The organism is Floridaenema aerugineum BLCC-F46 (assembly GCF_041929345.1).
GTDB lineage: Bacteria > Cyanobacteriota > Cyanobacteriia > Cyanobacteriales > Aerosakkonemataceae > Floridanema > Floridanema aerugineum.
Map to the genome: position 1 here is coordinate 36,313 of NZ_JBHFNQ010000194.1, position 22,680 is coordinate 58,992.

20 protein-coding genes and 1 tRNA gene are annotated in these 22,680 nt (G+C 38.5%); 12 read left to right on the forward strand and 9 right to left on the reverse strand.

Features of this window, described 5'->3' with window-relative positions; genetic code table 11:
- Positions 1-26: 26 nt before the first annotated feature.
- Positions 27-1,700 (forward strand): NB-ARC domain-containing protein, encoded by a 1,674-nt coding sequence (locus ACE1CC_RS24830; protein ID WP_413273115.1) that lies wholly within the window; start codon positions 27-29, stop codon positions 1,698-1,700.
- Positions 1,701-1,729: 29 nt separating this feature from the next.
- Here ACE1CC_RS24830 and gmk read toward each other — a convergent pair whose 3' ends face one another.
- Together gmk and remA are read right to left on the reverse strand one after the other, a co-directional pair.
- Positions 1,730-2,287 carry a guanylate kinase gene (gene gmk, locus ACE1CC_RS24835; RefSeq protein WP_413273116.1) on the reverse strand — a complete coding sequence of 186 codons (558 nt, stop codon included), beginning with the start codon at positions 2,285-2,287 and terminating at the stop codon, positions 1,730-1,732.
- 184 nt (positions 2,288-2,471) lie between these two features.
- Entirely contained in the window at positions 2,472-2,738 is a 267-nt protein-coding gene (remA, locus tag ACE1CC_RS24840) for an extracellular matrix/biofilm regulator RemA (protein ID WP_073593291.1), read from the reverse strand.
- A gap of 438 nt (positions 2,739-3,176) precedes the next feature.
- Between remA and ACE1CC_RS24845 the strand changes: the two genes are divergently transcribed.
- Together ACE1CC_RS24845 and ACE1CC_RS24850 are read left to right on the forward strand one after the other, a co-directional pair.
- Positions 3,177-3,893 (forward strand): choice-of-anchor W domain-containing protein, encoded by a 717-nt coding sequence (locus ACE1CC_RS24845; protein ID WP_413273117.1) that lies wholly within the window; start codon positions 3,177-3,179, stop codon positions 3,891-3,893.
- 237 nt (positions 3,894-4,130) lie between these two features.
- Positions 4,131-5,876 (forward strand): Rqc2 family fibronectin-binding protein, encoded by a 1,746-nt coding sequence (locus tag ACE1CC_RS24850; protein WP_413273118.1) that lies wholly within the window; start codon positions 4,131-4,133, stop codon positions 5,874-5,876.
- A gap of 271 nt (positions 5,877-6,147) precedes the next feature.
- Here the strand turns inward: ACE1CC_RS24850 and ACE1CC_RS24855 are convergent, their stop codons facing one another.
- Complete coding sequence (locus ACE1CC_RS24855; protein ID WP_459563912.1) at positions 6,148-7,869, reverse strand: iron uptake porin; 1,722 nt, start codon at positions 7,867-7,869, stop codon at positions 6,148-6,150.
- 260 nt (positions 7,870-8,129) lie between these two features.
- Here ACE1CC_RS24855 and ACE1CC_RS24860 point away from each other — a divergent pair, with 260 nt between their 5' ends.
- Positions 8,130-9,068 carry a metal ABC transporter substrate-binding protein gene (locus ACE1CC_RS24860; RefSeq protein ID WP_459563913.1) on the forward strand — a complete coding sequence of 313 codons (939 nt, stop codon included), beginning with the start codon at positions 8,130-8,132 and terminating at the stop codon, positions 9,066-9,068.
- 71 nt (positions 9,069-9,139) lie between these two features.
- A complete protein-coding gene (locus ACE1CC_RS24865) occupies positions 9,140-9,913 on the forward strand; it encodes a metal ABC transporter ATP-binding protein (RefSeq protein ID WP_413273121.1) in 774 nt (257 codons plus the stop codon).
- Between the two features lie 55 nt (positions 9,914-9,968).
- Here the strand turns inward: ACE1CC_RS24865 and ACE1CC_RS24870 are convergent, their stop codons facing one another.
- Complete coding sequence (locus ACE1CC_RS24870) at positions 9,969-10,385, reverse strand: ArsR/SmtB family transcription factor (protein ID WP_413273122.1); 417 nt, start codon at positions 10,383-10,385, stop codon at positions 9,969-9,971.
- 157 nt (positions 10,386-10,542) lie between these two features.
- On the opposite strand from ACE1CC_RS24870, the gene ACE1CC_RS24875 reads away from it, so the two are divergent.
- Positions 10,543-11,328, forward strand: coding sequence for a metal ABC transporter permease (locus ACE1CC_RS24875; protein WP_459563914.1), 786 nt, complete (start codon positions 10,543-10,545; stop codon positions 11,326-11,328).
- Between the two features lie 31 nt (positions 11,329-11,359).
- On the opposite strand, the gene ACE1CC_RS24880 is transcribed toward ACE1CC_RS24875, so the two are convergent.
- On the reverse strand, positions 11,360-11,521 hold the full coding sequence (locus tag ACE1CC_RS24880; protein WP_413273124.1) for a metallothionein: 162 nt from the start codon (positions 11,519-11,521) through the stop codon (positions 11,360-11,362).
- Between the two features lie 164 nt (positions 11,522-11,685).
- Between ACE1CC_RS24880 and ACE1CC_RS24885 the strand changes: the two genes are divergently transcribed.
- Positions 11,686-11,758: transfer RNA gene (locus ACE1CC_RS24885), tRNA-Phe, on the forward strand.
- 202 nt (positions 11,759-11,960) lie between these two features.
- Positions 11,961-12,269, forward strand: coding sequence for a hypothetical protein (locus tag ACE1CC_RS24890; protein ID WP_413273125.1), 309 nt, complete (start codon positions 11,961-11,963; stop codon positions 12,267-12,269).
- 5 nt (positions 12,270-12,274) lie between these two features.
- On the opposite strand, the gene ACE1CC_RS24895 is transcribed toward ACE1CC_RS24890, so the two are convergent.
- Positions 12,275-12,742 (reverse strand): hypothetical protein, encoded by a 468-nt coding sequence (locus tag ACE1CC_RS24895; protein ID WP_413273126.1) that lies wholly within the window; start codon positions 12,740-12,742, stop codon positions 12,275-12,277.
- A gap of 245 nt (positions 12,743-12,987) precedes the next feature.
- On the opposite strand from ACE1CC_RS24895, the gene ACE1CC_RS24900 reads away from it, so the two are divergent.
- The 4 genes from ACE1CC_RS24900 to ACE1CC_RS24915 all read left to right on the forward strand — a co-directional run bounded on the left by ACE1CC_RS24900 (position 12,988) and on the right by ACE1CC_RS24915 (position 15,887).
- Complete coding sequence (locus ACE1CC_RS24900; protein ID WP_413273127.1) at positions 12,988-13,812, forward strand: TlyA family RNA methyltransferase; 825 nt, start codon at positions 12,988-12,990, stop codon at positions 13,810-13,812.
- Positions 13,813-13,844: 32 nt separating this feature from the next.
- Positions 13,845-14,696 carry a hypothetical protein gene (locus ACE1CC_RS24905; RefSeq protein WP_413273128.1) on the forward strand — a complete coding sequence of 284 codons (852 nt, stop codon included), beginning with the start codon at positions 13,845-13,847 and terminating at the stop codon, positions 14,694-14,696.
- Complete coding sequence (locus ACE1CC_RS24910; RefSeq protein WP_413273129.1) at positions 14,693-15,574, forward strand: polysaccharide deacetylase family protein; 882 nt, start codon at positions 14,693-14,695, stop codon at positions 15,572-15,574. The genes ACE1CC_RS24905 and ACE1CC_RS24910 overlap by 4 nt, the downstream gene beginning before the upstream one ends.
- Before the next feature lie 91 nt (positions 15,575-15,665).
- Positions 15,666-15,887, forward strand: a complete 222-nt coding sequence (locus tag ACE1CC_RS24915; RefSeq protein WP_413273130.1) for a hypothetical protein — start codon at positions 15,666-15,668, stop codon at positions 15,885-15,887.
- On the opposite strand, the gene ACE1CC_RS24920 is transcribed toward ACE1CC_RS24915, so the two are convergent.
- The 3 genes from ACE1CC_RS24920 to ACE1CC_RS24930 form a co-directional block, all read right to left on the reverse strand.
- Positions 15,877-17,202 (reverse strand): GTP-binding protein, encoded by a 1,326-nt coding sequence (locus ACE1CC_RS24920; protein ID WP_459563915.1) that lies wholly within the window; start codon positions 17,200-17,202, stop codon positions 15,877-15,879. The two genes, ACE1CC_RS24915 and ACE1CC_RS24920, sit on opposite strands and share 11 nt — an antisense overlap.
- A 260-nt stretch (positions 17,203-17,462) precedes the next feature.
- Positions 17,463-20,939 (reverse strand): WD40 domain-containing protein, encoded by a 3,477-nt coding sequence (locus ACE1CC_RS24925; RefSeq protein WP_413273132.1) that lies wholly within the window; start codon positions 20,937-20,939, stop codon positions 17,463-17,465.
- A gap of 42 nt (positions 20,940-20,981) precedes the next feature.
- On the reverse strand, positions 20,982-22,586 hold the full coding sequence (locus ACE1CC_RS24930) for an AAA-like domain-containing protein (RefSeq protein ID WP_413273133.1): 1,605 nt from the start codon (positions 22,584-22,586) through the stop codon (positions 20,982-20,984).
- Between the last annotated feature and the right edge of the window lie 94 nt (positions 22,587-22,680).

Here is a 22,680-nt window from a genome sequence, read left to right on the forward strand (position 1 = left end):
CGATTTCAGTTATATATTTAAACCAAATGGATGTTGAAGAAGCTTTAGCAATTGTTGGTGCAGCCTTAAAGCCAGATTCATTACACAAACTTCATGAAATACTATTTCGCCAAGCTTGGGAGGGAAAGAGTTATGAAGAAATCGCTAACTGTTTTAGTTACGATGTTGGTCATGTAAAGAATGTTGGCTCTCAGTTGTGGAAAAAGCTCAGTTGTGCATTAGGAAAGAGAGTTACTAAAGCTAATTTCCGCTGCGTTTTGTATCGATATGGAGAAATGCAATATTTGCAGCAACAACTGACTGTCCAACAGGAAAGCGACAAAACTTTAATCAAACCTAACTTTTGCCCGAACCAAGACTGGGAAGAATTAATTGATGTTTCCTATTTTTATGGTCGGACAACAGAACTGGCAACTTTAGAACAATGGATTACTAAAGAAAACTGCCGACTGATAACATTATTAGGGATGGGAGGAATTGGTAAAACAGCTTTGTCGGTGAAGCTAGCACAACAACTGCAAGGGGAATTTGAGTATATAATTTGGCACAGTCTCCGTTACGCACTACCTGTTGAGGAAAAGTTAAGAAAAATCTGGCAATTTCTCTTTAATAATCAATATATTGCCAGAGATGTGAATGAAGAAATAACTGATTTAATTAGCTTTTTTCAGGAACATCGCTGTTTGTTAATTCTCGATCATATAGAATCGATTTTTCAAGGTGGAGAATTAGTTGGAAAATATGGTCAAGGTTATGAAGCTTATGGTGAGTTATTTAACCGGATGGGAGAAGCTTTATCAAAAAGCTGTTTGGTGCTAACTAGTCGAGAAAAACCAAGAGAAGTTTCTCTACTAGAAGGAAAAATTCTACCAGTTCGTTGCTTACAATTATCTGGTTTGCAGTTAGGAGAGATCTCGCATTTATTTAAAGCTAAAGGTACTTTTTCGGCGTTGGCATCTGATTGGGAGATCATGGAAAAATATTATGCAGGTAATCCTTTAATTTTAAAAATGCTAGCCACCCAAATTGAAGAGTTGTTTGATGGTAATGTTTCTGATTTTATATTTTTATTGGAACGAGGTAAAGTGACGTTTGAGAATATTTATGAACTTTTAGAGGGACAGGTTAATCGTTGTTCAGATTGGGAAAGAGAGGTACTATACTGGTTAGCTGTTAATCGTCGTTCAGTTACTCTGCTGGAACTACAAGAAGATATTTTTAGTTGGGAAACTCAGCAAAAACTGCCTGTTATACTGATGTCTTTGGAGAGGCGATCGCTAATTTTCAAAACTCCTTTCGGTTTTACGTTAATCCCCTTTATAAGGGATTATATTGTCAATTTAATAGTTAAAGTTATCACTCAAGAAATTAAAGATAATCAGAAAAAGTTAATCTATTTAATCCGGCTTTTTCAGCCACAAGCAAGTGCAGAAATTAAAGCGGAGCAAATTAGCTTAATATTAGAGCCAATAGTGGCAAATTTACTTAGAGAATTTCATTCTTTTAAACAATTAAAACTTCATTTAGAAAATCTTCGCTCAGAAATGCGATCGCACATTTCTAAGTTATTAGGATATGGAGTAATCAATATTATTTATTTAAAAAAAGTGGCGGTTCTCAGCAATTCTAAGATTCAGTTAGTTGCCAATACGCCATACAGAAAACCTATAGCAGATGATATTAGTTATTACTCACATTAATCCACTATAGGTCGCACTCAGAAATTACTTTAGCACGGTACAAAAAGCGCTGCTTCCAGATTCTTCACAGCTTTGTCCAAGTCGTCATTGACAATTTGAATATCAAACTCACTGGCGGCGTTAATCTCCTCTTGGGCGCGGCGTAAACGTTTGGTAATCGCTTCTTCTGTTTCTGTTCCCCGACCACGAATTCTTTGCTCTAATTCCCATAGTGAAGGAGGCAAAATAAACAACCGCAAAGCTTTAGGAAAAGTCTGGCGAATTTGTCTTGCACCTTCTAGTTCAATTTCTAAAATTACCCACTTCCCTTGGGAAATCAGTTCTTCCACTTGTAAGCGAGGTGTACCATAATAATTACCCGCAAATTCTGCCCATTCCAGCAATTCTTCATCTGCTACCATTTGCTGGAACTTTTCCACATTAACGAAATAATAGTCTATACCGTTAATTTCTCCGGGACGAGGTGAACGGGTAGTTACAGAGATAGAAAGTACCAATTCTGGATGCTGCGCTAGGAGTTTTCGCAGTAAGGTACCTTTGCCAACCCCACTTGGCCCTGTAAAAACAATCAGTTTGCCTGTTTTCATAAGATTGATTTGAGATTTGAGATTTTAGATTTTAAATTGTCATTTGTCATTTGTCATTTGTCATAAGTCATTCGTTAAGAATTGTTTGGCAATTACCAATGATTCTTTAAAGATGAGCTTTGAGTAACAGTCTTTGACTGATGAGCAATAAAAATCCAAAATTTCAAATCTGAAACTGACCAGCTTAGTGTTCGTTAGCCGTAGCCTCTTTGCTGATGACAAAGCGATTAGCGACTGTTTCCGGTTGAATTGCCGAGAGAATTACATGGCTGGAGTCAGTAATTATTACTGCTCTGGTGCGTCGTCCGTAGGTTGCATCAATCAGTTGCCCTCTATCTCTGGCATCTGTAATGATGCGTTTAATAGGGGCGGATTCTGGACTGACAATGGCGACTACTCGACTTGCAGAGACGATGTTCCCAAAACCAATGTTGATCAGCTGAATATCCATGACAGATTGACGGCCTAGCAGTATGAGGAGCTTTTACGATTCAATTTCCATGATAAATCTAAAAATAGGGAGTTACAAGCCTAAAAACCAAGAAATCAATTGTTTTTAGTTTTTCTTCCGGTTTTTTCACCTTTTTCGGAATTTGACTTCTCTCTAAGGGTATAGAACTGAAAAAGCAGCATTAACCTCTGATTGTAAAAAGCTGGCATAATTAGCTGCTCAATTATACTTACGTTCACAATGCTGGCATTAAAGTTTAACAAATTAGTGGATAGATTAAAGATTTAGTAAAAATAGTAACTTGCTCTAGTCAGTAATAGAAGCGATAGTTTAATTTAGAGAAAAGGTAAAGGAAGTACCTAAAAATACTAGAAGTAGCTTATTAATCGTCTTTCAGCGATTCTAGCAATTAAATGTAGAAATTAGGGATTAATAAAAATGATTAACTTACGTAGCGCATTTTTTACCTTAGCGGTAGTTAGTTTAGGGGCAGTTTGTGTACCTAAAGAGGCTAATGCTTTTACAGTGGTCGATCGCACTGGTTTTACTGATACAGAATTTAACCAACTGCGTACTGATGGGTTATTTACAGAATTGTTCGTTGCTGAAAGTCGCATTGGTAACAACGGTTTTGGCGGTAATAATGAGCGCGAGTTTGGTATTAATACAGATACAGGCGCTAATGTTGCTTTTGGCGATCGCATTTGGGAGAATGGCGGACTGGTCGATTTTACTCTGCAATACACCGGAAGTTTAGTTAATTATATTGTTGGCGATCGACTGCTCAGTAGTAGTGCTTTTAGTGGCCCGATAACAGATATTTTCCTTCGCACCCGTGCCGTAAATAATAGCACAATGGCACTGAGCGATTTACTTTTTAATGGACAGGCAATTAGCAATTTGCTTTCTTCAGGTTTAGATAGCACTGATGTAGATTATCTGCAAATTAGTAATATCACTACGCCTTTTACTCTTACTGGTAAATCATTGATGAGTTGGACAGGTACTGCACCATCGCGTTCTAATTTGGCGTATCAAATTAAGGTTGGTACTACTCCACCAGTGGAAAGTGTACCTGAACCGGGTATGGTGGGAGCTTTGTTCGCTGCTGGTGTTCTGTCTGTTGGTTTGAAGAAAAAACAAACAGCTGCTTAATACTGACATCTGGTACATCTGGTACCAAGAGGCGGAGCCGGGAATTTCTCGTTCCCAGGTTCAACCTGGGAACGAGGTTAATGGAGGTTCTACCTCCTTTGCTGCAAGATCTGAGTAATAACTTAGCGGTTTAAGAGTTTTTAATTGATAAGGTGAGGTAATTCTCACCTTAATTTTTTGTAATAATGTCTGGAATCTGAGAAGATAAAAGTAGCTCTTAAAGAAGACTCGACTGTTTTGCAACCCGTTGATTTTACTACACTGACAGCTGCTTGTGAGGAATTAAGGGCTGGCTGGCTACCATCGCGCTTGGAACAAGTATATCAGCGCGATCGCTTCACTATATCTCTAGCCCTCCGCACTTTAAAAGGTCGAGGTTGGCTAGATATTTCTTGGCATCCCCAAGCTGCTAGACTTTGTATTGCCACACCTCCACCGAAAACACCCGATACATTTACTTTTAGTCAGCAGTTACGTCATCAACTTGGCGGTTTAGCTTTAACAGCAGTTGCCGAAATAGCACCTTGGGAAAGGGTTTTAGATTTTCAGTTTGGCAAACGTCCGGGAGAACCTGCACTTTGGCATCTTTATGCAGAAATTATGAGTAAGTACAGCAATGTGATTTTGACTGATGCTGACAACATTATTATTACTGCGGCGCACCAAGTCAACGAAAAACAGTCAAGTGTTCGTCCGATTTTGACTGGACAGCGTTACGAAGTACCACCTTTACTTTCCGATCCGATTCCTAGTTTGAGCGAGTCTCAACAACGTTGGCAAGAACGAGTAAGTTTAATTCCGGGAAAGTTGGGGCGTTGTTTGCTGAAAAGTTATCGCGGTTTGAGTTCGGCGTTGGTGCAGTCGATGATCCAAGCTGCTGGACTCGATCCGAATCAATCTAGTGATACTTTAACCCAATCGGATTGGCAGAGTTTGTTTCAAAAGTGGCAGGAATGGTTGTTAGTTTTGGAAAAAAGCAAAGAAGATATTTCTGCTAGGCAAAACTTGGTTTTTCTTCCTGGGTGGACGGAACAGGGGTATACTGTTTTGGGTTGGGGTGTGGTTGAGCCTGCTACGGATGTTCATAGTTTGCTCGATCGCTATTATACTAATCAACTAAACCAGCAAGAATTTACTCAACTTCGCCATCAACTAACTCAGAAACTAAATAGTATTCTGGGAAAACTACGGCAAAAGGCGCAAGGTTTTGAGCAAAGGTTGCAGCAGTCTGACACAGCAGATCAACATCGCCAACAGGCTGATTTATTGATGGCGCATCTGCATGAGTGGGAACCTGGAATGAAGTCGATTATCTTAGCAGATTTTGACACTGCTGAACCTGTAAAAATTAAGTTAGATCCCGAAAAAAATGCTGTACAAAATGCCCAAGCTCTCTATAAAATTCACCAAAAGCTCAAACGGGCTCGGAATGCAGTTGAACCACTATTAGCTGAAGTAAAGGCAGAGATTTATTACTTGGAACAGGTAGAGGCGGCTTTAGCTCAAACTGAGTTTTATAGTAGTACAGAAGATCTGCAAACTTTAACGGAAATTCGGGAAGAATTGATTCAACAAAAGTATCTGGAAGACCCTGAATATCGTGCTGCTACTAAAGCTGAGTCGGAGTCGCATCCTTACCGATTTGAGACTCCTAGTGGTTTTGAACTGTTAGTTGGACGGAACAACCGCCAAAATGATTATCTCACATTTCGGTTAGCAGGAGATTACGATCTTTGGTTCCATACTCAAGAAATTGCTGGTAGTCATGTTTTGATGCGTTTGGAACCGGGAACGGTGGCTGAGGAAGCAGATTTACAGTATGCTGCGGATCTGGCTGCTTACTATAGTCGTTCTCGACAAAGCGATCGGGTTCCTGTCGTATATACCGAACCTAAACACATTTATAAGCCAAAAGGAGCAAAACCAGGCGTAGCGATCTATAAGCAAGAAAGGATTATTTGGGGCCGTCCCCAATTAAAGTAGTGGAAATACGACAAAATTCGGGATAACTACCGAGATCAAACATCTACCTTTTGTAATATTATGGTTATTAAGAAAAGAAAGTTTACCTTCTGCACGAATGGGAACGCGCAGTTGGGATTTCTTCTAATCAACAACAACATAATTTTAAATATTAGACCAGGCTTTTAAAGTGCTGGTCTTTTACCGCTACAATAACGCCGCAGAAATAGGCAATAATCAATTGTAGGGGCAATTCATGAATTGCCCCTACAATTGATTATTGCCCCTACTCCTAAAAAGTAAAAGTGGTGCGAATTGTGCCAATAACAATGTCCCTGTTGTTGCTATTATGATCGGGAGCAGTTAACCAAATTACTCCGGGGGTAATGGAGATGTTATCGGTTAACTGAAATTGGTAAAAGGCTTCTACGTGAAAAGAAACATCATCGTCATCGCCACCTAAACCAGCACGGAATAAATCCCTGGAAAGGCGAGAACTAGCATCAGCTATTGGTTCTACACCAACTAAAATTCCGCCTAAACTTCCTGGTTTTAACAAGTCAGGAAAAGCTAGGGTAATTGCTCCATAATAAATGTCTAAACTGCCGCGATTAAGTTGTCCATCTAATGTGGAAAGGGTGCGAGTATTAATGTAGCCACCCCAACCACCAATGACAAATCCGGGACTAAGTTGCCAGGAAAATCCGGCACCGTAAGCATTACTAGAAACTGGTAAGTTGTTATCACCTGCAAAGGGTTGGAAGGCTTCTAAAGTCGATCGCAAATTGGCTACTCGACTACCAGTAAGTAGGCTAGTATTGTAGGAATTGGCGTAAGTTAAACCAAATTTGAAACGTTCACTTGGTTGAAACGTTATCTGTGCTAAAGCACCATAAGCGCCATTGAATAAACCTTCTCCTGAAAATGGAGAAGATGCTGAACCTGAGTCGGCGCGATACCCTAAACTAAGTTCAATACCATCAGTGAATTTGTGTCTAATTCCAATCCCTGTACCTTCTGTTAGGTAATAAATTGGTGGACGAGTACCAAAGCGAGACAATGCACCTGTAGCGCCATCACCGTCGAAGTAAGGATTTAATGTATCAGTAAAGCCATCTGTACCGCTGGCATTAGCGGAAATGATTACTTCCGTTCTTTCGCCAATGGGAAAAGTGTAAGACAATTCATCTAAGACTACGCTATTATCTCCGGTTTCATAAGGGCCAACACCAAAGAATAAATCCCCTTCTGGTGTATTAGTGATACTAGAAAAAGCTGGTAAATTACCTGCTTGAAGTCGAGTTAAAAGTGTGTCTTTTCCCGTGAAACTAGTGACAAAATTCAGTCGCGCACGATAGCCAAAGATGGGGTTTCTGTCTAATCTGTTGCCAAAAGCATCGTCTCCGGCAAAAATAGAAGCAGGGGCAAAAATGACTTCTCCTTCTAGTTTTGTAGTGGTGGAAAATTGCTGGGCTTCCACTGTGGTGAGTCTGGCTTCTAAGTTATCCACTCTACCTCGTAAGTTGGCAATTTCGACAGCAAATTCTTCTTGCAATCTTCGCAATCGATCTAAATCTTCTTTGCTTACTCCTTGGGGTAATGCAGCAATTAATTCTTGAATTCGATCTAAACAACTGTTTAATCCAGCGGCAAATTCATAACGAGTCATTGCCCGATTGCCACGATATGTTCTGTCTGGATATCCTTCAATACAACCGTATCTTTCTACTAAGGATTGTAATGCTTGAAATGCCCAATCTGTAGGTTGTACGTCGCGCAGTTGGGAAACTGATGTTACTTGTTCTAGGCTGTTTTGTTCTAGTGGATTTGTATTTGTATATTGGTTGATTTGTTCTAATGTTGTTTGGGAAAGATTGGGTTCGGAATTGCTGTTTTCTGGGGTGGTTGGGGGCGTGGTGGCGATCGCACCTCCACCTGTGGATAAAGCCAGACTTGCACTTGCACTAAGCACAGCCGATCCCTTTAGCAGTTTATTGCAGAATTTTTTCAACATAATCCTTCTTATCCTCACACCAAATTTAATCAAGATCCAAGCATTATAAAGCTTTTTCTGGAAAAGACAAGTCTTTTGTGTTTGTTTATTGAAAAAGTTTAGCAATAAATCTTGCTAGTTTCTTATTAAGAATGAGTTTCATTCTCATTCAAATCGAATTATAATTGGATCGATTCTCAAAAAAACTCTACCTCAATCAAAGGAGAGAAATTGTGCATTACCCTAAATTGCAAAGATTATTTTTAGGTTTGCTGCTGCTAATGCTACCTGCTACTGGCTGTAACCAGCCTAATTCGGTGTCTACGCCTGTGTCTACGCCTGTGTCTCCGGTAGCGCAAACTTCGCCACAAACGCCAAAGCTGAAAGTGGTAACGACGTTTTTGCCGATGTATTGGTTTACCAGGGCGGTGGCTGGAGATTTAGCGCAGGTGGATATTTTAGTACCTCCGGGTAATGAAATCCATGATTATCAAGCTACACCAAATGATGTGCAGGCGATCGCCCAAGCCGATGTGCTGGTAAAAAATGGTTTAGGCTTAGAAGAATTTCTCGAAAGTACGGTAAAAAATGCCCAAAATCCCAAGTTAAAACAGATTGAAGCTAGTCAAGGTATTCAACCTTTACAGGAACTTTCACCTGTGGTAAAACCAGTGGAAAAAAAAGGAGAAGGGCACGATCACGATCATGGTGAGGGTAATCCTCATGTGTGGTTAGATCCAGTTTTAGCGATTAAACAAGTGGAAAATATTCGGGATGGTTTAATTGCAGCAGATCCAGAAAATAAGGATGTTTATCAAGCCAATGCTGCTGCTTATATTAAACAGTTGCAAGCTTTGGACGAACAGTTTCAACAAAGGTTAAAATCATTTAATAACCAATGTACTTTTATTACTTTTCATGATGCTTTTCCTTATTTAGCCCAGCGATATCAACTGAAACAAGTAGCAGTAGTAGAGATTCCTGAAGATCAACTTTCTCCAGATGATATACAGAAGACAATTGCTACAGTGAAGAAGTATAATGTTAAGGCTTTATTTGGTGAACCAGGAACGGACAATAAATTGTTAACCAGTCTTTCTCAAGATCTGAATTTAACTTTGCGAACTTTAGATCCTTTAGAAAGGGGAGATAAAGATCCGCAGTACTACATTACAGGAATGAAATCAAATCTCCAAGGAATTGAAGCTGCTTGTCGCTAATCCCAGTGTTGTTTGTTGTAGCGACTTTAGTCGGATACCCAGGAAAATTTTAGAGAGTTGAATAGCCAGCAATGAATTTAACAGAAGTCCCGGTTTTAAAGGTGGAGAATTTGACAGTTTACCGGGGTAATTATTTAGCGGTCAGGGATGTTTCGTTTGAGTTAAAATCGGGAACTGATACTGCAATAATTGGCCCTAATGGTTCGGGTAAAAGTACTTTAGTACAAGCAATTTTAGATTTGTTTCCCAAGAGTTCAGGAAATGTAGAAATTTTTGGTCGTCCGCCTAAAAGATTGGGGAGTTGGCGACATTTGATTGGTTATATTCCGCAGCATTTTATTTTCGATCGCAGTTTCCCCATTTCTGTAAATGAGTTGGTAGGATTGGGATGGTCAGGAGAAAAAAGAAGTTTCAAGTTTCCTAGATTTTGGCAACGAAACTGGGAGAAGGAAAGGGCGATCGCTAATGCTTTACAAAGAGTTAATGCTTATCATCTGCGACAACAGGCGATCGGCACTTTAAGCGGTGGAGAATTAAAACGAGTTTTACTTGCTTATTGTTTGGTTAGTCCGCGCAAACTTTTAGTTTTAGATGAAGCTTTTGCCGGAGTAGATATTTCTGGAGAAGCTGATTTTTACTATTTGCTAAATGAATTAAAAAATGAGCAAGGTTGGACGGTTTTACAAATTTCTCACGATTTAGATATGGTAAATAGTAATTGCGATCAAGTGATTTGTTTGAATCAAACGGTAGTTTGTTCGGGACAACCGGAGGCTATTCTTTCACCACAAAATCTGTTAGCTACTTATGGGCCAACTTTTAGCCGCTATCAACATCGGCATTAGTATATGTTGTATCTGTAGAGACGTTGTATACAACGTCTCTACAGATACAACATATCTACAAGGGTTCCTGTTCGTCTAAGTGTTCTGCAACGGCTTGGTAAAGTTCTAAAACATGATGGTCTTGGAGGCGATAAAATACATTACGTCCCCGCTTCCGGTAGCTGACTAATCTCATCGATCGCAAAACTCGCATTTGATGAGAAACAGCAGATTCAGACATTTCTAAAGCTGCTGCCATATCGCAGACACAAAGTTCTTTCACTGCTAACATGGAAAGAATTCGCAAGCGGTTGGCATCTCCCAAAAGGCTGAAAAATTCTGCCATTCTTTGGGCTTTTTCGGTGAGGAGAATTTGCCCTTGAAGATAATGAACTTCATCTATATTAATGGGATGTGGGCGATCGCAAGTTAGTTTTTCAGAATTAGGTGTCAAATTGCGTTCTATTTGATTAACGGCAGGTTCGACTGACATTTTAAAATTGTAAGTGCTAATTGGTTTTTTGATGCTTTGTTTAAATTAAAGAGGTCTGAAAGTAGTGCTTTGGCTAAATTTACTTTCCCATTACAATTTTAACTTATTAGCTGTGACTAATGTCAGCAATTTTTTGGAATTGTTGCAATTTCCTTTTATGCAGAGGGCGATCGCGGGTGGTATCCTGATGGGATTATTAGGAGGCTTACTCGGTAGCTTTGTCACTTTGCGACAATTATCGTTTTTTAGTCACGCTGTTGGACATTCAGCTTTGGTGGGAATTGTTTTAGGTGTACTCCTCCAATTAAATCCGACTTTGATGTTGTTGCCTTTTACGCTAATTTTTGGTGTAGTTGTACTTTATTTAATTGACCAAACCGATTTAGCTAGTGATACTATTCTCAATGTAGTGTTATCAGGGACTTTAGCAATTGGAATTATCCTCAGTAGCTTAATTCGTGGCTACCGAGGCGGGTTGATGAATGTGTTATTTGGAGATATTCTCGCTGTTAATCAGATGGATTTGATCCTCACCTTAATATTGCTTTTTGTTAGTGCGATTTATCTGTTATCTACTTTAAAAGAACAGGTTTTATTAACTTTGAATTTATCTGTGGCGAAAGTTCAGGGTGTCCCTGTTCAGTTACACCGTTATTTGTTTGTGGTGTTGCTTTCTTTAACTGTGGCTTTGGCTACGAAGGCGATCGGGATTTTGTTAGTAAATGCTTTTTTGGTGATTCCATCTGCTTGCGCCAAATTACTGGGCCAAAAGTTCAGTACTTTTCTCACATTGTCAATAACTTTAGGTGCTCTCAGCAGTATCATTGGCATACTTTTCTCTGGTCTGTTTAACTGGCCTTCAGGCCCTAGCATTGTTTTAGTTCAGTTTTCCCTATTTTTAGCGGTTGCTGGACTAACTGGGTTGAGAATGGCGATCGAATAATACTGCTGAGATTCTAAATACTGGCTTTAAATTAACAGCCACAGCCTTGATGACCACACCCTTTGCCTTCCGGGTGTCCATTGGCACAGGCATCGCTGCAATAGTACTTGCCCTCTTTTTGAATAGCCTCACTAAGGGAAACTACACAAAGGCAAGATTCACAAGCGCATTTCATGGTGGTGACAGTGGTCATGGTTGTTTCCTCATCGGGTCTAAATTTAACTTTAATATATGAACAGTTATTCAGGTATTTTCCTTCATAACTCTTTACAAAAGTGCTGCCAAATTTTTTGCCAAACACCCTTGCTAAAGTCGAAATATGTCTGTTATATTGATAAAGCGCTGAAAAAACAGCCAGCCGGGATAGCTCAGTCGGTAGAGCAGAGGACTGAAAATCCTCGTGTCACCAGTTCAAGTCTGGTTCCTGGCATCCAAATAAACCCTTACATCTTAGATAGTGTAAGGGTTTTTCGGTTTCTAGAAATCTCTGCCTCAGTGGGGTAGATAATTAGAATTAGGATCAATTACTCTTCGTTCAGTTGATATGTACTCACAAGCCTCATCGGGTAAAGCTTCTCAGGGTTCAGTAGAACTAAACCCAGAGAAAACGAGATTTTCCGATTAATTCAGAAGTGCAGGCAATCTTAGATGAGATTGGTCCTGAAATAGTCGATCCTGAGTCATTTATATTTATTAGCCCTAAAGGGAAATTTATCGATCAGCACAACTTTTCGGGTCGTGCTTGGAAGTCAATTTTAGCTAAGTGTGACATTCCATATCGCAAAAGCTATCAGACTCGACATACTTTTATCAGCTTGTGTGTAGAGGCGAATATTAATAGCACGGCGATCGGCAGATGGACGGGAACTTCTGCCAAAATGATTGATAACCATTATGGGGCTACTAACTTTACCAATCTCAGACCTCCTGATCTTTCCTAAGTCATTTACTTACCCGAACCAATATTTTTTTCTCCTAAAACACTCCAAGGATGAGGGGTATTTAAAATTTCTGGTTGCCTTTGTAATATAGTTAAGCCTATCATAAATGATGCTATAGCTAAGGCTAATGAACCAGAAATAATTTTGACTAATTTAACTATTTTTTCTTGGCGTTGTTGGCGATCGCTTTCTACCGATAACATTTGAGTAGGAAGTTGCATCTGTACACTCAAATCTTCCAGATTCTTCACTTCCAAAGTAACTTCGGTTTTGCTAACTTGAATAAGTTGCAGTTCTTTTAACTTTTGAATAGCTTCAAGAATTTCTGTGTAATTGTATGGTTTTTCCCGAAATTCTGCTGACCATGCTTGAAAGTCTTGTAAATCAACTGTTAATTTGGGGTTAGCTGAAACTCTAGGCAACAGCCATTGGTAAAGTAAAATTGCACAGTTGGTTAACTTAGTTTCTAACATGACTATCTCCTTAAGATTACTATTACTAGGGGCTAATGAAGGAGACTGGGTAGGAACAGCTAACTTGATTAATTGCTATTCTCAAAACACTTAGTCCTTACTTAATTATTGTTCTCTATTTCCACTGGTTTTAGTCACCCTAGTCAATGATTTTTTACACTTCCTAAGTTAATTGTTACATAAATAACAGTTTACAATATGCTTCTGTGTATTAACTGCATAAATCTCTACAATTTGATGAACTCATGACAAAACAACGACTGGATGTATTGTTGGTTGAACTTAATTTAACTTCATCTCGGCAGTTGGCGCAAAGGTTAATTCAGGCGGGGGAAGTGTTGGTAAATCAACAGGTAGTTGACAAAGTGGGGACGTTGGTGGATACTACTGCTCAAATTCAGGTGAAACAGCGATCGCCCTACGTTTCCAGAGGCGGAGAAAAACTGGCTAAAGCTTTAAAATGCTTTACTATTCCGATCGCAGGACGAGTTTGCTTAGATGGCGGCATTTCCACAGGCGGTTTTACTGACTGTTTGCTGCAAGCTGGTGCCAAGCTAGTTTACGGCGTAGATGTTGGGTACGGACAAGTTGACTGGCGAATTCGCAACGATTCCAGAGTAATCTTAAAAGAACGCACTAACTTGCGCTATTTGACTCCAAACGAGTTGTACGGAGATGGGGAAGTGGCTAATTTAGGGGTGGTAGATGTTTCGTTCATTTCTTTAGCAAAAATTCTTCCTAGCTTATGGCAACTACTTCAATCTCCCCGTGACACAGTTTTGCTCGTTAAACCGCAGTTTGAAGTAGGAAAGTTCAGGGTTGGCAAAAAGGGCGTGGTGCGGGATACTGACGACCAAGCAGATGCGATCGCGCAAGTAATTGCAGCTGCACGAGCGATCGGGTGGCAATATTGTGGCTTAACCTGGTCTCCAATCACAGGCCCCGCTGGTAATATAGAGTATCTTTTGTGGTTGAGCATGGACAGTCAAAACTTAGCACCCGATCTGACAACACTCAAACAAATCACCAAAACTGCAAAAGAGGAACTTAGTAAGACAGCCGATAACTGATTTTTCTCACCACTTAACTAACATTTAATTCAATGCGGCTTTTAACACTATTATTTAGATTATTAATCTACATCTTGGTTATTTGTAGCTTGGTTTTCTTCACTGTTAGCCTCAAGCTGATAGCCAACTTTATCGGTGAAGAACTAATCTACAACATTCTGATTATTGGGGAATTCATAGCTATCTTACAGGTAGTTGAATTCGCTAATATCATTATCTTTGCAGTACTCGGTATGGGTTTTGGCTTAGCCAGCGTCATCTTACCAAAAAATTGTCAACTCAAAACCAGCGCCGTTTTGTTAATTATTCTAGTACCCCTAATTTTTAGCATTACTCCTTTCCTCAAATACAATACTTGGCTCAAAGAAATTGCTGACAATGAGAATATCACATACCAAGAAGCGCAAACATTAAGTGACTCATTTTTAAAATCTAGAGTTAACTTAGAAGGGTTTTTAGGTTTCTATTCTTATAGCGCTCAATTTCCCATTTTACCCCGAACTAAAAAAGAAATGGTTCTGGCGGTAAAGTTGGAGAAAAAAGTCAGAACTGAAATCACTAGCTTAACTAAAAAGGCTAATTTAAGTCCCCAGTTCATTTCTATTTTATTAGCCGCTGGGAACTGGGCAATTCGATTTTTCTACTTTTCGTTATCAGTATTTACAACGATCGCTCATTTTCACATAGGTCGTCAAACAATTGAAAAACAACTAATAAAACTTCGCACTCCCATGTTTCCCCCCATACCCCATCGTCATCAAATGCCCCAAAACAAAGCTGTCAGACAGCCAGCACCCCAAAGAGGTAAACCGAAAGCACCTCCTATTCCGCACCGTAGTCAAGCTGTCAAATCAGAACTTCCTCCACGAAAATTAAATAAATGAAATCCATTAAACTAAAACTGAAGTCTTTTCCAGTTCTGGTTTTTCTTACCACATTATTGGTTATTACTAGTATTTGGTTGATTATAGATATCACCATACCAAAAATACCTATTTTGGGGTTTCATAGTATTGTTGATACTCAAAGCTTAGAGGGAAAAAATAGTAACCAAAATTGGCGAAGAATCGATTATACCAAGGAAGATTTTGTCAAAGTTGTAGATTATTTAGTAAATCATAATTTTTGGTTTATTTCTAGTCAAGACCTTTACGATTACTTTATAACTAACTCCCGGAAAGTTCCGCCTGAACATATAGGCAAAAAACCAATAATGCTGACATTTGATGATTCTTACAAAACGTTTTATACAAATTTATTGCCAGTTTTGGAAAGTATAGCAGAGAAATATAATCAAAAAGTTAAAGTAGTATTGTTTATCAATCCGGGAATAATGACAAAGAATGAAAATAAAACTTCATTCAATATAAATTGTAATAATTTGCGAGAAGGATTTGCCAAGGGCTTTTTTGATATTCAATCTCACGGACAAAGACACAAAAAACTTACCTCATTAACTAATAAAGAGTTAATTTATGAGTTAGAAACAGCACAAGTGCAACTGAGGAAATGTACCGCAGGTTTAGATCCTAACAAAACAGTTGCTTCTCATATAGCTTACCCTTACGGTGCGTCAAATCAGAAGGTAGAGAAGTTTACTGCTAAATATTATAAATCGGGATATTTGTACAATAGTCGATTTTTTTGGCAAGGGTGGTTAAAAAATAAGTACCAAATACCTCGTTTAACTGTTAATCGCCAAAAACCTCCCAAAGGACTGATACATATAGCAGAAAAAGCTCTTAAAATAAAAAATGAATGAGTGCTTAAGCCAAGAAGATGAATTTGGCTGGTAAGAGTTTCAGTGTATCGAAATACATAAGTTAAAAGTTCGATCGCCAGAGAGTTAAACTATGACTACAGAAAAACAAGCGCGGGAACAAATGGCGCAACAGCGTCTGGAAATGGAACATCTGCAAGAGTCAATGTTGAATCGTGCAGAAGCAGAAGTTCAGCAAGGAGATAATTCTGCAACTGAAGAGTTAGCACGGCAACAAATGACACAAGAACGTTTAGAAGCTGAACAAACTAATGAATCAATGTTGACTCGTTCGGAAGCAGAAATTACGGAGTAGATTTGTCAAAGTGTTGCTGCAATTCTGTGCGTAAACGATAAAGAATTGTGTGGGATTCTACCTGATTTAGTATTTCTTGAATGACTGTATTTGAGCCTAATTGTCCCCAAGTACAGCCTTTTTCTAAGTATACTTGAGCGGCGCGACCGATCGCATAAGCCCCATAACCTGCAATCCCCGCTTGGGCGATCGCAGCACCCGCAAAAGCTGTAATATTAGAAGGGTTTTCTCCCGCAGAAATTGCCGCCGCACTTTTCCCTAATCCCCACAAAAAACTAGTACCAATTTCTCCTAATAATAACCCACCAGAACTTAAGAGAATTGTTTTTAATAACTTTCCTGCTTCATAACTAGTCATCGGTAAATTATATAATTTAGCTAAAGCGCGAATTAAAGCTAAATCGGTTAAAGTTCCGCCGACAATATCTAAGAAAGCAATGGGATTTACGGCAATTGCGATCGCCTTATACTTAGTAAACTGCCAAATTAAATCTTCCGCTTCCTTTTCTCGCATTTCTATACTTTTGCGGGCAATTCTTTCTTCCACATCTCTAGCTTGAACTAAGGCATTTAGGGCAAGTAGCGATCGACCTTCCCGATTTAAAATCTTGAGAATTTTCTGCTTTAACTCATTAATTTGTGCTGGCGGACTTTCCCACTCATAACTTACCTTGCCATCAGGCATTTCTACTCTAACTTGTAAAGGTGCAGGTTCCGCTGCTATCATCACAATTTCATCAGGGGAAAGTAACTCTTGTAAAATCGAATCATCACCAGTAGCAGCACCTAATCTTTGCAAATTTGCGTAAATTGTTTGTCGATCTTGTTCGGGATAAAGGTCGATTTTATTAAATACTAAAATTATTGGTTTTTGCGCCTTTCTTAATTGACAAAGTGCCTCATACTCAGTGCGAGTAATATCTCCAGAAACTACAAATAAAATTAAATCAGCTTGACGCGCCACATCTTGCGCCATTTTCGCCCTAGCTTGTCCTTCAATTTCATCTAATCCCGGAGTATCAATTAACTCCACTTGTACCTGACTACTCCCCCCCTTATTAAGGGGGGGTAGGGGGGGGATCGTCCAACGTACAGAACGAGGGTATTGAGTAACGCCGTGAAGTGGCCCAGTTTGTAATATTTTCTGCCCAATTAAAGCATTTAAAACTGCTGATTTTCCCCGACTAACTAAACCAAAAGCAGCAATACAAATTACGCCTTGATCTAACTTTTCTAAAGTGCTATTTAAAACTTCAATTTCCGGGCGCAAAATTGCCCGCATTTTTGCCGAATGTCCAGAAATGGCGCGACGAATACTCGATCGAGCACGGTTAAAGTGTGATTCTTGGCGACTCCGTGCAGGGGAAGGTTCAGTTTCGGGGAATGGTGTGTTACTCAAGGTTAAATCGGGAAAAATGTCTACAGTTCTATTTTGGCTAATATTTAATTAATTGGGTATTTTACACTATATCTCTGGCAAAAATAGAAAATCTCTATCTTTTATCTGTGTTTATCTGTGTTCATCTGTGGATATCTGTGGTAAAAAATCCTAGTTTTATTACTTTTGCAATAAGTTTATTTGATATTGTCGCACAAATTGCGATCGCTCTCTTCCACCTGTAAATTCGTTCGCAAATAATCCCCTACCCAATTACAAGCATACTCCAACTCATTGAGATTCTCAATCTTTTTTAAATCCCAAATAATCACAGTGCTATCATCTCCACCAGAAACTAAAAATTTACCATCAGGAGTAAAAGCTAAACTAATTACCATTCCTTGATGTCCCGGCAAACTTCTTAACAATTCTCCCTGAAGATTCCATAATTTTACTGTATTATCAACTCCCGCAGTAGCAATAGTTTGACCATCAGGACTAAAAGCAACTCTGGTTAACCCTTGACTTTGCGCCGGAATAGTTTTTAAAAGCTTGCCATCCACTGTCCAAATTTTCAGAGTGTCATCCCGACTAGCAGAGGCAATGATATTTTTTTGCGGACTCCAAGCAACTCCCCAAACAGCACCTTCATGAGAAAGAGTTGATACTAAATCACCATTTATTCGCCAAATTTTCACCTTTCCATCTTCACTAGCGGAAGCGAGAAATTGCCCGTCAAAATTAAATGCTAACTTCCAAATCCTTTCAGAATGAGCAATAAAACTGCGGAGTAATTTCCCGTCAATATTCCACAGTTTAATTGTTCGATCGTCTCCCGCAGAAGCAATAATTTTTTGGTCTTCAGTCAAAGCAACTGCATAAAGACTAGCCTGATGTGCGCTAAAAGTTTGTAACGGTTTAATCGACAATTTGTTTTGCTTATTCAAATCCCAAATCTGAACATTACCATTATTGTTTACCGTCACTAACATTTTATTATTTGGACTAAAAACCACACTGCGAAAACTCAATTGTTCTGATTGGATAGTTTGCAAAACTGTGCCATCAACCTGCCATAATTTAAGGGTATCATCAGTACTTACGGAAGCAACTAACGTACTATCTGAACTGATCGTAATCTCCCAAATTGTACCTTGATGTCCATAGAGAGGTCTTAAAAGAAATTGATTCTGTCGCCAGAGTTTTACTGTACCATCATCACTAGCAGAAGCAGCTATTAAACTATCTGAAGTCAAAGCTAAATCTCGAACTAAAGCCCGATGTCCTTGTAAGTTCCTTCTAAAAGTTCCATCTGTTTTCCAAATGGTAACGATGTTATTTGTACCGCTAGTAGCAATAAATTCACCCTGACAATCAACCCCAATCATGGTATCGTTGCTTTTCAGTGTTCTTACTAAAGTGCCGTCTAGTTTCCAGAGTTTAGCTGTGCGATCGGAACTAACAGAAACTAATAAGTTATTTTGCTGACAAAATGCCAAATCCCAAATAGAATTCTGATGTCCTTTGAGGGTTTTCAGTAATTTACCATCAATTGTCCATAGATTAATTATGTTATCGACTCCTGCCGAAGCAACAATCTGATTATTTGGGCTAAAGGCAACATTCCAAACACTTTTTTCATGACCTTTTAAGGTTTTCCACAATCTACCATCAATTGTCCATAATTTTATAGTTTTATCGCTACTACCAGAAGCAATCAATTTACCATTAGGACTAAACGCCACTCCCCAAATAGGAACTTGATGACCTTGAATAGTGTAAATTAATCTACCATCAATGCCCCACAGTTTAATCTTCCCATCTAAACTACCAGAAACAATCAGGCGACTGTCAGGACTGAAAGCCACCCGATGAACAGTTGCGCTATGTTTTAAAGTATGTAAAAGTGTGCCATCTCGCCGCCAAACTTTAACAGTTTTATCATTACTTGCTGTAGCAATGAACTGATTGTTAGGACTAATATCAACACTCAAAACACTACCCTGATGTCCGATTAAACGGTTAAATTCATTATTTCCATAAACTGTTTTTCTTAAGGCTATTTCTACATTTTTAGCCGTTTCAGGAGCAACATTTCCTAACTGTTTGAGGCGGCGTTTGGCTTTAATCGCTTCGATCATTGCATCTAATTGATTATTGGAGGCAAATAAACCTTGCGAGGATGAAGCTAAGGCTTTGATTTCGCTAATTCTAGCTTGGCGAAACTGCCAAAATGCGATTAATACTAAACTGGAAGCGAGAAAAAATGCTCCGCTTACTAATATTAAAACTAATCTTTGTAATTTGGCATTTTTTTGTTCTTCAATTAATTGAATTTTAATTGCTTTAGTGCGTTCTGCTTCTATTTTTTGCTGGGTTTCTTGGCGATCGATTTCCAGAGATGCAGCGAGAAATTGATAATCTAAGTCGCTTAAACTTTTTCCCTGTGTCCAAAGTTGAGCATCTTTTAAAGCTTGTCCTCTTAATAACCGCGAAGTATCAGTTTTTTGGGAAATTATCCAAGCATCAAATGTTTGGGAATAAGGACGCATTTTGCTTAATTCTTTTTTCACCCAATCTTGACTAAAAACTCCCTGATAAATCGGGTTTTTAACTTGCAAGAATCCATTTTTTTTGACGATTAAGCCTGATAGTACAAGTTCCGCTTGTTCCCGGCTGTCATCAGTAGGAATTTGAATACCTTGGAGGATTTGTTGGTAAATTCCTAGTAATCTTCCGGCGCGTTGTTCGTTGCGAAGTAGGCGATCGCGTACCGTTTTTAAATGTTCTGGTTCATCTTGACTCTGCCAATTTTGAATGATGCAAGTTTTTACCAAACTCTCTAGCCAAAATCCCTCAGTTCCCGGCAAAATTTCTAGAGAATCGCTTACTGAATCTCTGCTTAAATTCCAGACTAAATTACACAATTTATGAGTTAAAAATGGCTGTCCATTTGTCCAAGTTAAAATTTCTTTGAGGATACTTCCTGAGTTTCTAAATTTTTCGGTTAATCCCTTAGCTAAAGGTTGAGCTTCTTCTAATGTAAATCCACTAAGTTCTATAGCTTTACCAATATTAAAAGGAGTCCGATTGCGATCGCTAATCAAATCGCTGGGAGTCGCTACACCAAATATCGCCCAAGTCAGGTTTTTGTAAGCAGGATTAATTGCCCTTTGGTTATAACAAAAACGAATGAAAGCAAAAAAATCATCTATAGGAAAATCCAAGCTAAGAATACTGTCTATTTCATCAATAAAAATTACTAGCTGAGAGTGAGAAAATTGCTCTAAGAGAATCTCTTCAATAAAATTACCTAACTGCTGAACTAACGATAAATTTTCTTGTTCTTTCCACCAAGTTTTTAAATTAACTTTTCCCAACAAATTGAAACCGCGCCACAAATCAGTAATTATTCCTTTATACCACTGACTTTGGGTAATTGTTTCGCTACCAATCCGAGTGATATCTACAGTAGTACATAAAACATCTTCTTGTTGTAGTTTATGTCTAGTCCGAACTAACAGCGAAGATTTCCCCATTTGTCGGGAGTTGAGAACATAACAAAATTCCCCACTTTTTAAGGCTTCATATAATTCTGAGTCTGCTTTTCTAACTACATAACAAGGTGCTTCTGTGGCTAGACTACCGCCAACTTGATAGTGACTATTGTCCATTGGAATAAATTTTTTAGTGATTAGAATATTTTATCTAAAACTTCATTCTGCAAGCAAATAATTGCTAACGCTATCCCCTTCCCTTCTCTTAGATGCAAGCAAAGCTTGAGTAGCTTGATAAATTATTTGACTCACATCACTTTTTTGGTTAGGAATTTTACTAGCAATACCTAAACTAACTGTGACAAGAGAATTTTTAAAACCATCCATGCCTTGAGGTTCAAAAGGAATTGCCAGTAACTTGACTCGCTGTCTAATTTTTTCAGCAATTTGCCGACTAATAGTTAGATTTTTTCCTGGTAACAGCATGGCAAATTCTTTACTTTGATAACGAGCTACCAAAGCGTTAGGAAAATGCACCACATTGCGGATAATATCAGCGACTTGCTGTAAGCATAAATTGGCTGCTTGATAACCATAAGTTTTTTCATAATACTCGAAATAATCCACAGCACAAAGAATTAATGAAATACTTTCTTTATCGGCTGATTCTTGCCATACTTTTTCCAGTTGTTCCTCAAAGTAGCTCCGATTGAATAAATGAGTTACTTCATCTAAATTAGCAGTATTTAACTCTGGTTGTTGTGCCAATCTGGGAAAGTAATTTCTCAACGAACTAACTTGTAAAAGTTGTTCCTGAAAATATTGGCGATATAATTCACAGCTAATAGTTGCTGACGAACCTTTCAGCTTAATTATACCCATGCTTTCTAATTTATAGGCAGCGATCGCTTCTAAAGGTTCCCTAGAACCAGCAATTATCTGCTTTAAAACTTCTCCTAATTCTGGATTGTCTCGAACTATATTTAACTGACTGAGTAAATGTTGGTGATAAATTCCTTCTAGTTTAGGTGCTACTGCTAAAAATTCCTCGATATTTTCCCATTTTTTTCTTTGATTAACCAAATGATAAAGAGCTAAATTAATCAAGTAAGGATGTCCACCTACGATCGCCATTAGTTGTTCAGCATCCTTACCATTTGTCCAATCTAATCCATAACGTGCTGCTAATTCTTCCACTTGTTTTAAGGTAAATTCTGGTAACTGAAGTGACAATCCAATATTAAAAGGTGATTGATTCATATTTAAAGATACATAAACTTCTGTGGAATGAATCACCACTAATCTCAGTTTTTGCCAAATTTTTATCTGCTTCGCTTCTTCATGCCACGATCGCAATAAAGACAAAAAATCCCTAGCAATTTCAGGATGCTCGAAAACTCGATTGACTTCATTCAAAACTAATACTAACGGAACATCAATTTGCTTTAACAAATACCCTTGAAAATACAAAGTACTGCTAACTTTACTACCAATATCCTCATCCCAATATTCATCTAGCATCGGTTCTAGTTGTAATTGGCGACTAACATTGGCACAAAACCAACGCAAAAACTTATACAAGAAAGTAAAGATTTCCTCATCAGCTTGCTGAAAATCTATTTTTACGGTTAGATAACCTAGATTAACAGCGCGATCGATCAACCGGATCATCAGCGAACTTTTCCCCATTTTTCTTGGTGCTTTAATCCGAATGAAACTCCCAGCTTTAATGATTTCAGAGTAAGCTAACTCTTCAAGTGGAGGACGTTCAATATAAAACGCAGAATTCAGTGGTAATGGATCGTTGGGAAATCTTAAAGACATAATAATAGTCCATAGTTTTTCCCTTTACATTACCATCTGAACTAGGTTTAGTTCACCATATTTTTTTAGATTGTTTATTGGTAATTTTCATTAC

Excerpts from the sequence above, each read along its gene's own strand:
- ACE1CC_RS24830 (WP_413273115.1), top strand. The coding sequence starts at position 27 with ATGGATGTTGAAGAAGCTTTAGCAATTGTTGGTGCAGCCTTAAAGCCA.
- ACE1CC_RS24865 (WP_413273121.1), top strand. The coding sequence starts at position 9,140 with ATGAATTTAACAGAAGTCCCGGTTTTAAAGGTGGAGAATTTGACAGTT.
- ACE1CC_RS24925 (WP_413273132.1), bottom strand. The coding sequence starts at position 20,939 with ATGGACAATAGTCACTATCAAGTTGGCGGTAGTCTAGCCACAGAAGCA.
- ACE1CC_RS24905 (WP_413273128.1), top strand. The coding sequence starts at position 13,845 with ATGCGGCTTTTAACACTATTATTTAGATTATTAATCTACATCTTGGTT.
- ACE1CC_RS24900 (WP_413273127.1), top strand. The coding sequence starts at position 12,988 with ATGACAAAACAACGACTGGATGTATTGTTGGTTGAACTTAATTTAACT.
- ACE1CC_RS24860 (WP_459563913.1), top strand. The coding sequence starts at position 8,130 with ATGCTACCTGCTACTGGCTGTAACCAGCCTAATTCGGTGTCTACGCCT.
- ACE1CC_RS24930 (WP_413273133.1), bottom strand. The coding sequence starts at position 22,586 with ATGTCTTTAAGATTTCCCAACGATCCATTACCACTGAATTCTGCGTTT.
- remA (WP_073593291.1), bottom strand. The coding sequence starts at position 2,738 with ATGGATATTCAGCTGATCAACATTGGTTTTGGGAACATCGTCTCTGCA.
- ACE1CC_RS24875 (WP_459563914.1), top strand. The coding sequence starts at position 10,543 with ATGCAGAGGGCGATCGCGGGTGGTATCCTGATGGGATTATTAGGAGGC.
- ACE1CC_RS24845 (WP_413273117.1), top strand. The coding sequence starts at position 3,177 with ATGATTAACTTACGTAGCGCATTTTTTACCTTAGCGGTAGTTAGTTTA.
- ACE1CC_RS24870 (WP_413273122.1), bottom strand. The coding sequence starts at position 10,385 with ATGTCAGTCGAACCTGCCGTTAATCAAATAGAACGCAATTTGACACCT.
- gmk (WP_413273116.1), bottom strand. The coding sequence starts at position 2,287 with ATGAAAACAGGCAAACTGATTGTTTTTACAGGGCCAAGTGGGGTTGGC.
- ACE1CC_RS24915 (WP_413273130.1), top strand. The coding sequence starts at position 15,666 with ATGACTACAGAAAAACAAGCGCGGGAACAAATGGCGCAACAGCGTCTG.
- ACE1CC_RS24910 (WP_413273129.1), top strand. The coding sequence starts at position 14,693 with ATGAAATCCATTAAACTAAAACTGAAGTCTTTTCCAGTTCTGGTTTTT.
- ACE1CC_RS24855 (WP_459563912.1), bottom strand. The coding sequence starts at position 7,869 with ATGTTGAAAAAATTCTGCAATAAACTGCTAAAGGGATCGGCTGTGCTT.
- ACE1CC_RS24880 (WP_413273124.1), bottom strand. The coding sequence starts at position 11,521 with ATGACCACTGTCACCACCATGAAATGCGCTTGTGAATCTTGCCTTTGT.
- ACE1CC_RS24895 (WP_413273126.1), bottom strand. The coding sequence starts at position 12,742 with ATGTTAGAAACTAAGTTAACCAACTGTGCAATTTTACTTTACCAATGG.